The following is an 8594-nucleotide window of genomic DNA, read 5'->3' on the forward strand; positions in this document are numbered from 1 at the left end:
CTCAAATGCCTTCACGCCGATCCGGTTGCGGATTTTCGCGACGAGATCAGCCTCGTGCGGCGCGACGGCAGCCGGATCAGGGCGCTCGTGTCGCTGTCTTCCGCGACCATCGACGGCGCGGTCCATCACATCGTGTTCGCCCGCGACGTCACCGCCGAGGCCGAGCGCCGCGCGCGGATCGGGCTTCTCGACACCGTGTCCGACCGGACCAACCGCGCCGTGATCGTCACCGACGTCGAACAGAACATCCGCTACGTCAATTCGGCCTTCACGACGCTGTTCGGCTATACGAGCGACGAAGCCGAAGGACGCCGTGCGGCCGAGCTCATCACCGGTCGCCATACCGATCGCGCAGCCGTTGTCAGGCTACTCAAGCGCCTGATGCATGGCGGCCGCGGCGGTGAGGTCGAGCTGCTCGCCTACGACAAGGACGGCGAGGAGATCTGGGTTTGCGCCCGGATCGAGGCCTTCCGCGACAAGAAGGGCCGGGTCAAGCACATCTTCGCGCTGCTCGAGGACATCACCGAGACCAAGCAGTTGCGCTCGCTCCAGCAGCTCATCATGGCTGCGCTGGCCGACGAGGTTCCGATCGCCGAGATCGCCGACCGGCTGTGCCGCCGCGTCGAGGAGATCGCGCCCGACGTGGTCTGCTCGCTGCTTCACGTCGATGCCGCGGGCCTAGTCCATCCGCTCGGCGGTCCGAGCCTGCCCGAGGATTATTCCCGCGCACTGGACGGCATCGCGATCGGGCCCAATGTCGGCTCCTGCGGAACCGCCGCTTTCTACGGCGAGCCGGTGCTGGCGACTGATCTGGAGACCGATCCGCGCTGGCAGCCCTATAAGGCAATGCCGCTCGCGATCGGCCTGCGCGCGTGCTGGTCGACCCCGGTCAAATCCAAGGACGGCCGTGTCATCGCGACCTTCGCCTTCTATTATCGCGAGCCGCGTGGGCCGAGCCGCTGGCACCGGCGCATTGTCGACGCCTGCGTCAACCTCGGAGCCTTCGCGATCGAGCGCAAGGAGGCGCGCGCCGAGATCGCGCGGCTCGCCTATCACGACATTCTCACCGGGCTGCCGAACCGCGCGCAGCTGCGGCACCTGATCACGACCGCGATCGACGCCTGTCCGACCGGCGGCCACGTCGCGCTGGCCTTCCTCGACGTCGACCATTTCAAGGACGTCAACGACACCCTCGGCCACGCCGCCGGCGACGAGCTCCTGATCCAGCTCGCGCAGCGCCTGCGCGAGCAGATCGGGCCCGAAGATATCCTGGGACGGCTCGGCGGCGACGAATTCGTCGTGCTGCTGCCGCATCGCGACGCCGAGAGCGCCGGGCGTGTCGCGACCGGGATCACCGAGGCGCTGGCTGCGCCGTTGCGGCTTGGATCCAGGCCGATCCAGATGTCGGCGAGCATCGGCATCAGCCTCTATCCCGATCATGCGACCGACATCGACACGCTGATGCAGCAGGCCGACGCCGCCATGTACATGGCCAAGCAGGCCGGACGTTCGACCCATCGTCTCTTCAGCGCCGAGATGAACGGGCTGGCCGAGCAGCGGCTGGCGCTGATCGCGGCGCTGCGTCGCGCCATCGCGGAGGGCGCGCTCACGCTCAGCTACCAGCCGCAGATCCGCAGCTGCGACGGCGCCATCCACGGCGTCGAGGCCCTGGCGCGCTGGCATGATGCCGCGCTCGGCGATGTCTCGCCGGCCAAATTCATCCCGCTGGCGGAGGAGTGCGGACTGATCGAGCACATCGGGCTGTGGTCGGTGCGCGAGGCCTGCCGCCAGATGGCGAGCTGGCGCCGCGCCGGACTCAACATCCCCTGCGTGTCGGTGAACCTCTCCCCGCTCAATTTCCGCAGCGTCGCCCTTGCCGCGCGGCTGGCCGATGTCCTCGCCGAGCACGAACTGCCGCCGGCCGCCTTGATGCTCGAGATCACCGAAGGCACGTTCATGCAGGATGGCGCGGCCGCGCTCGAGACGATGCATGCGATCCGCGATCTCGGTGTCGGGCTCTCGGTCGACGATTTCGGCACCGGCTATTCGAGCCTGAGCCGGCTTGCCCATCTGCCGATCCGCGAATTGAAGATCGACCGCAGCTTTATGCGCGATATCGAGAAAGACGCCGGCGCGCTCGCGATCGCCACCGCCGTGGTGCGCGTGGGGCAGGGCCTCGGCATGACCGTCGTCGCCGAAGGCGTCGAGACCGAGGGCCAGCGCAGGACGCTGGCCGAGCTCGGCTGCGACGTCGTGCAGGGTTTTCTCTATGCACCCGCACTTCCGCCGGTCGCCTTCGAGCGCTGGCTGATCGAGCACTGCGCCGAGCAGGCGAGGGCGATGCTGGGGCGGCTCGACGTGGTGCCGGCCGGCGGGGTTGCGGTGAAGCGGTCGGCCTAGGGCGCTACCTTGGGCGGCTGATGTCCAGGCTCAGCCATTCGGTTGCAGGAACGAGCCGTATTGCTGGCTCGCGGCGACCGTGGCGGCGGCCTGTGCAATGACGCGCATTGCCGCCATCATGGGCCACGGCCCGAGGCTCACGCGCCGGACGCCGACGCGGGCCAACTCCGGGATTTCGGGGACGCCTTGCGTCACCATGATGTTGACCGGCAGAGGCGTGAGTTGAACCAACCTCTCGATGAGCGCGAGGTCGGTGAGGCCGGGTACGAAAATTCCATCGGCGCCGACGTCGGCATAAACCTTCGCGCGCCTTGCCGCTTCGTTCAGGCATTCGTCCGGCGATCCGAATTTCAGCAGAAACGGATCGGTTCTCGCATTGATGAACAGATGAATTCCGAGGTCTTGCGCGGCGCCCCGCACGGCTTTGATCTTCGCAGCGTGCCGTTCGGGACTGACAAGCTGTCGCTTTCCTCCGGATAGCCCGTCCTCGATATTGATGCCGACGGCGCCGGCTTGCAAAATCCCGGTCGCCGCCTTCGCTGCGGCATCCGGCGTGTCGCCATATCCTGCCTCCAGGTCGATTGATACCGGAACCGGGACGGCTGCGGTCATCCGCGACACCAGGCCTGTCACCATATCGAGCGGGACATTTTCTCCATCGGCGTATCCGAGTGCGGACGCCACCGCCCCGCTGCTGGTCGCGATGGCCGGTGAGGTCTTCGCAATGGCTTTGGCGGTGGCGACGTCCCAGGCGTTGAACAGGACGAGCGGATCTGTCTTGCGGTGAAGAGCGTGAAACGTCTCGGCGTGTTGCTGCTGTGTCTTGGCGTCCATCGCGCGTGCACTCCCGGTCGGATAACTTGAAAGGATGTTGTGGCCACGCCTTCAGTCAGGTGCGTGCGTCTTGAACCAGTCCATGATCAGGCCGGTGACTTCGGCCTCACGCTCGAGATGCGGGAAGTGCCCGACATCGGGCAGGACGATACGCTTGTGCGACCCCTTGAAGAGCGGCTCTTCCTTCACCGAATATTTCGCGGTCGGATCGTTGCCGCCATAGATCGTCAGCGTCGGCGTATGCATCTCGTTCATCGGCAGCCGGCCCGCAAATCCCGCATTGAACAGGCCACCATAATATTTGAGCGCCGCCGCCATTGTGCCGGGAGAGGAGAGCGTCTGCTTGACCGAGCGGAGATGCTCGTCGTTCCTGAATGTCGGCGACCACAGCTTCCAGAGATAATCGACGAAGGGGAGGCCCTCGATGTTCACCGCCGTGTCGGCGCCGGGCAACTGGAAGAAATAGAAATGGAAGATGGATCGCACGGCGTCGGGATCCCGCCTGATGCTTGAAAATGTGATCGGGTGGGCGGTGTTCATGACCACGGCGGCCTTGATCGCCGATGGCGCCGTGGCCAGCGCCTGAAAGGTCGACGTGCCGCCCCAATCCATGCCGACGACGCGTGCCTGTCCGTCGTCGCTCAGCGCCGCAATGAGCGCCTCGAGATCCTTGCCCAGTGCGATGGGATCGAAAACTCCGTCCGCCGGGATCTCGGTCGGCGCATAGCCGCGCAGGAACGGTGCGACTGCGCGATACCCCGCATCCGCGAAGACCTGCAGTTGCTTTCGATACGACCATGCGTTGTCGGGAAAGCCGTGCATGAACATGACGAGGGGGCCGTCCCCCTGTTCGAGATAGGCGAACCGCACTCCGTTGCCCTGCACGTATTTCAGGACCGGTTCGCTGCCGCCTGCATGCGGCAGCGGTTGTGCCGTGCTCCGGATAGTCATCGCCATTCTCCATCTCAGCGTTGCTCCCTCATATATGTGCGCAGCGCACATATATGGTCAAGTTGTTTTTTGTGCGCTCCGCACATATTGTTCGACGCATGGAAACTGGAATCGCGAATTTGCTGGGGGCGCTCTCGCTCGCGGTCATGGATCGTATCGAGCAGAGCGCCCGCGAGGTCATCGGCCGCGGCGGCGAGACGCCTGCCGCGCTCGTCGTCATTGGGTATGGCCAGGGCATGACCAACGACAAGCTCCGGCGGATCCTGGGCCTGTCGCATTCCGGAACCGTCCGGCTGGTGGACCGTCTGGTTTCCGATCGGCTTGTCGAACGCCGGCCGGGAAAGGACGGCCGGGAGGTCGCCTTGTACCTGACAGCCACGGGCGCCGCGACCCGGAACGATCTGATGGCTTCCCGGATTTCAGCCGTCGCGTCGCTTCTGGAGGCGCTGTCTCCGGCCGACACGAAGCGACTTGGCGCGCTGATCCGTGAGTTGCTGGCAAGGCAGGACACCTCCGAGCTGGATCGCTTCACGATCTGCCGGATGTGCGACGATAGCGTCTGTACGAATTGTCCGCTGCCCACGACCAAGAGCGAGCGCAATCGCTAGCGCCAGGCGTCGAGACCCGCGGGGCAGCGCAAGATGCTGGCCGAGCTCGGCTGCGACGTCGTCAATAGTATGATGATTGCAGCATCCTGTTTCCGCGGTGAGAACGCCGGCAAGCTCTCCGCAATTATCCGTGCTTGATCTCGACTGATGGCTCTGTTTGGATGGTTTCGTTCGGTAATTCGTATTTCGGATAATCATCTTGGATGAAATGAATGGATACCGTCGTTCATTGGGTGCTCGTTCACGAGAAAGCATCGTGACCGCCCACCGCACCGGCATCGGGAACCGCCTGCTGGCGGCGTTGCCGCCGGCGGATCTCGGCTTGCTGACGCCGTATTTCCAGAAGGTCTCGTTCGAACCCGATGCCGTCCTGGTGCGGTCAGGCGATGAGCTCGACCCGGTTTATTTTCCCCATAGCGGCGCAATCGCCTTCATGCTCGATATGCCGGACGGGCAATCGGTCGCAACGACCTTGATGGGACGGGAAGGCGCCCTGGCCTCGTTCTCCGTGCTCGGCCCGTCGCTTTCATCCGTGACCGCGGTTGCTCGCGTGGCCGGCACGGCGTCGATGATTTCCGCCACCAGATTTCGGGCGGCCTATGCGCAAAGCGCCGCCATCAGGAATGTCGTGCAGGTCCACGCCCGCGCGGTGTTGTTGCAGCTCCAGCACGTCGCCGCTTGCAACGCCCTGCACCGGGTGGATCGCCGCATGGCGCGGTGGCTCCTGCAGCTTCACGACCGTGTTCCCGATGATCCCCTTCCGGTGACGCAGGAGGCGCTTGCGCAATTGCTTGGGGTGCGGCGGACGACAGTGACCCTGACGATGAGCAAGCTACGCGCGGCCGGTGCCGTCCCGTCCGACCGGCGCGGGTTCATGGAGATCGATCGGGCGCGGCTCGAGAGGGTCGCATGCGATTGTTATGCGCTCATGCAGCGCAACATCGATCGGATGTATTGCCAGGAATTGTCGGCGCCGCAGCCCGCCCATCCGCCGTTCCGGCCAAGCGCCGTCGTCGCCTCCGACGGAGCAGGTGGTGAATCCAGAGCCGTTTCGCGGGCGGGAAAATAGCGAGCAGAGCTGGGAGGCGGACATCCCGCTTATGTGAGGACACGCTCCGGCCGCTTTCAGCGCGATGCCAATCCGGTCCTGCGCCGCAAATCCGTGATCGCGCGCAAGAAACTGTCGGCCGGCGTCGTCTCCGGATCGATCAGCCGGTGCAGGCGAAAACCGTCCTCGAGCGCCAGCACGACCGAGGCCATCCATGGCGGGTTCAGCGTGTCGCCCTTCGCGTTGCTCTTCAGCGTGGCCTCGACGATGTCGGCGATCAGCTTGCGCCGCGCGCGCAGGCGTTTTGCGAGCTCGGGCCGGCGCTTCTCGGCGCGCGCGACGTAGAGGATCATCTCCATGTGCAGCAGCGGCGAGCGGCCGAGCGGATCCTGCCGGCTGCGGTCCATCGTCCGCAGCGCGGCGATGAAATCGTCGAGATTGTCGTGCTGCGCCAGGATGTCCATGTTGCGCCGGATCGACTGCTCGACATGGTCCTCGAGCATGGCGATGATCAACTCGTCCTTGCTCTTGAAGTTGGAATAGAACGCCCCGCGGCTGAAGCCGGCCGCGGCCGCGATCGCCTCGATGCTGGCGCCGCCGATGCCGTCCGCCTCGAACACGCGCGCCGCCGCCTCGAACAGCCTGTCGCGCGTGTCGTCCCTGGTCGGCCTGGTTCTCACCCTTGACATCGGTCCTGTTTAGGGCAGAATGCAACTCGATACAACAATGTATCGAGTTGATAAATCCAGGGATGGTTACGCCGGGCATTGGGACGACCGGCGTATTCGTGTCATGCGGCAACCGATTTGAGGTCACCATGAACGAGCAAGTGCAGCCTGCGAACGGCGATCCGTTGTTCAACCCGCTGTCGCCGGACTTCATCCGGAATCCCTATCCGCATTACGACCGGCTGCGCACGCTCGATCCGATTCATGTGACGCCGTTCGGCCAGTTCGTCGCCAGCCGCCACGCCGATGTCAGCCTCGTGATGCGCGACAAGCGCTTCGGCAAGGACTTTGTCGAGCGCTCCAAGCGCCGCTATAGCCCTGCCATCATGGACGAGCCGGTGTTCCGCAGCATGAGCCACTGGATGCTGCAATCCGACCCGCCCGACCACACCCGCCTGCGCGGCCTTGTGGTGAAGGCTTTCACCGCCCGCCGCGTCGAGGACATGCGGCCGCGGATCCAGGAGATCGTCGACCAGGCCATCGATGCGGTGATCGATCGCGGCCGCATGGACCTGATCGAGGATTTCGCCTTCCGCCTGCCCATTACCATCATCTGCGACATGCTCGGCATCCCCGCGGACCACCGCGAGGTGTTCTACAAGAGCTCGCGCGATGGCGGGCGGCTGCTCGACCCCGTGCCGTTGTCGCCCGAGGAGATCGCGAAGGGCAACGCCGGCAACATGATGGCGCAGATGTACTTCCAGCAGCTGTTCGAACTGCGCCGCCGCAATCCCGCCGACGACCTCACCACCCAGCTCGTGCAGGCCGAGGAGGACGGCAACAAGCTCACCAATGAGGAATTGACCGCCAACATCATCCTGCTGTTCGGCGCCGGCCACGAGACCACCGTCAATCTGATCGGCAACGGCCTGCTGGCCCTGCACCGCAATCCGGACCAGCTCGCGCTGCTCAAGGCGCGGCCGGAGCTGATGGTGGGCGCGATCGAGGAATTCCTGCGCTACGATTCCTCGGTGCAGATGACCGGCCGCGTCACGCTGGAGGATATCGACGATCTCGGCGGCAAGAGCATCCCCAAGGGCGAGACCGTCCTTTGCCTGCTCGGCTCGGCCAACCGCGATCCCGCGGTCTATCCTGACAGGCCCGACCGGCTCGACATCACGCGGCCCAATGTGAAGCCGCTGTCGTTCGGCGGCGGCATCCATTTCTGCCTGGGGGCCCAGTTGGCCCGTATCGAGGCCGAGATCGCCATCGCCACGCTGCTGCGCCGGCTGCCGGATCTGCGCATCGACGACGTCGAGACCCCGGAATGGCGGCCGACCTTCGTGCTGCGCGGGCTGAAGCAGCTGCCGGCGAGCTGGTGAGGCGGCTTGGCGTTAACCTCCGCGCGCAACAGTCGCTGTGACTTCGCCACACTTCCCCCTATATAAGGGACTGTTCCGGCGCGCCTGAAGCCTTTGCGGTCAAGGTTTGGCCCGGGTGCCGGTTTGGCCGAGGGGAGACCCGTGCAGACGACGCTGCTCGGATTGGCGATTGCCTTCATCTTAGCGCTGCTGGCCGCGCTGATCGGGCCTTACTTCATCGACTGGAACCAGTTCAGGCCCCAGTTCGAGGCGGAGGCGAGCCGGATCATTGGCGTGCCGGTGCGGGTCGCGGGCGAGCTCGACGCGCGGCTGTTGCCGGCGCCGACGCTGCGGCTGCGCTCGCTCACCTTCGGCGGCAACAACGATCTCGGCCGCCTGCGTGCCGACAAGCTCGACGTCGAGTTCAGCCTGGGCTCGCTGATGCGCGGCGAGTGGCGCGCCACCGAGCTCACGGTCAACGGCATGGCGGTGGATCTCGGCCTCGACGCCAGGGGACGGGTCGATCTGCCGTCCACCGCGAGCGGCACCTTCAATCTCGCTTCGCTCGCCATCGAGCGGCTGAACCTGACCGGCCGCATCGCCCTGCATGACGCCGCCAGCCGCTCGACGCTGGAACTGAACGACATCGCCTTCTCCGGCGACGTGCGCTCGCTCGCCGGCTCGGTACGTGGCGACGGCAATTTCACCGCGGGCGGCATCCGCT

8 protein-coding genes are annotated in these 8594 nt (G+C 65.4%); 5 read left to right on the top strand and 3 right to left on the bottom strand.

Annotated elements, in window-relative coordinates; translation table 11 throughout:
• Positions 1-2400 (top strand): EAL domain-containing protein (locus ACXJL8_RS25990; protein ID WP_456685834.1); only part of this gene is annotated, 2400 nt, incomplete at its 5' end.
• Between the two features lie 30 nt (positions 2401-2430).
• On the opposite strand, the gene ACXJL8_RS25995 is transcribed toward ACXJL8_RS25990, so the two are convergent.
• A complete protein-coding gene (locus ACXJL8_RS25995; RefSeq protein WP_456619934.1) occupies positions 2431-3234 on the bottom strand; it encodes an isocitrate lyase/PEP mutase family protein in 804 nt (267 codons plus the stop codon).
• Positions 3235-3285: 51 nt separating this feature from the next.
• Positions 3286-4185 carry an alpha/beta fold hydrolase gene (locus ACXJL8_RS26000; protein ID WP_456685835.1) on the bottom strand — a complete coding sequence of 300 codons (900 nt, stop codon included), beginning with the start codon at positions 4183-4185 and terminating at the stop codon, positions 3286-3288.
• A 53-nt stretch (positions 4186-4238) separates the two neighbouring features.
• Here ACXJL8_RS26000 and ACXJL8_RS26005 point away from each other — a divergent pair, with 53 nt between their 5' ends.
• Both ACXJL8_RS26005 and ACXJL8_RS26010 read left to right on the top strand, forming a co-directional pair.
• Positions 4239-4793 (top strand): MarR family winged helix-turn-helix transcriptional regulator, encoded by a 555-nt coding sequence (locus ACXJL8_RS26005; RefSeq protein WP_456619932.1) that lies wholly within the window; start codon positions 4239-4241, stop codon positions 4791-4793.
• A 256-nt stretch (positions 4794-5049) separates the two neighbouring features.
• Complete coding sequence (locus ACXJL8_RS26010; RefSeq protein WP_456619931.1) at positions 5050-5862, top strand: Crp/Fnr family transcriptional regulator; 813 nt, start codon at positions 5050-5052, stop codon at positions 5860-5862.
• Between the two features lie 56 nt (positions 5863-5918).
• On the opposite strand, the gene ACXJL8_RS26015 is transcribed toward ACXJL8_RS26010, so the two are convergent.
• Complete coding sequence (locus tag ACXJL8_RS26015) at positions 5919-6530, bottom strand: TetR/AcrR family transcriptional regulator (protein ID WP_456619930.1); 612 nt, start codon at positions 6528-6530, stop codon at positions 5919-5921.
• A 128-nt stretch (positions 6531-6658) separates the two neighbouring features.
• Between ACXJL8_RS26015 and ACXJL8_RS26020 the strand changes: the two genes are divergently transcribed.
• Positions 6659-7891 (top strand): cytochrome P450, encoded by a 1233-nt coding sequence (locus ACXJL8_RS26020; protein WP_456619929.1) that lies wholly within the window; start codon positions 6659-6661, stop codon positions 7889-7891.
• Positions 7892-8032: 141 nt separating this feature from the next.
• Positions 8033-8594: AsmA family protein (locus ACXJL8_RS26025; RefSeq protein ID WP_456685836.1), on the top strand; the 562-nt coding region annotated here is incomplete at its 3' end.

The organism is Bradyrhizobium sp. P5_C11_2 (genome assembly GCF_054049755.1).

Bases quoted from the DNA above. Each gene is read 5' to 3' on its own strand.
- ACXJL8_RS25995 (WP_456619934.1), bottom strand. From the start codon at position 3,234: ATGGACGCCAAGACACAGCAGCAACACGCCGAGACGTTTCACGCTCTT.
- ACXJL8_RS26000 (WP_456685835.1), bottom strand. From the start codon at position 4,185: ATGACTATCCGGAGCACGGCACAACCGCTGCCGCATGCAGGCGGCAGC.
- ACXJL8_RS26005 (WP_456619932.1), top strand. From the start codon at position 4,239: ATGGTCAAGTTGTTTTTTGTGCGCTCCGCACATATTGTTCGACGCATG.
- ACXJL8_RS26015 (WP_456619930.1), bottom strand. From the start codon at position 6,530: ATGTCAAGGGTGAGAACCAGGCCGACCAGGGACGACACGCGCGACAGG.
- ACXJL8_RS26020 (WP_456619929.1), top strand. From the start codon at position 6,659: ATGAACGAGCAAGTGCAGCCTGCGAACGGCGATCCGTTGTTCAACCCG.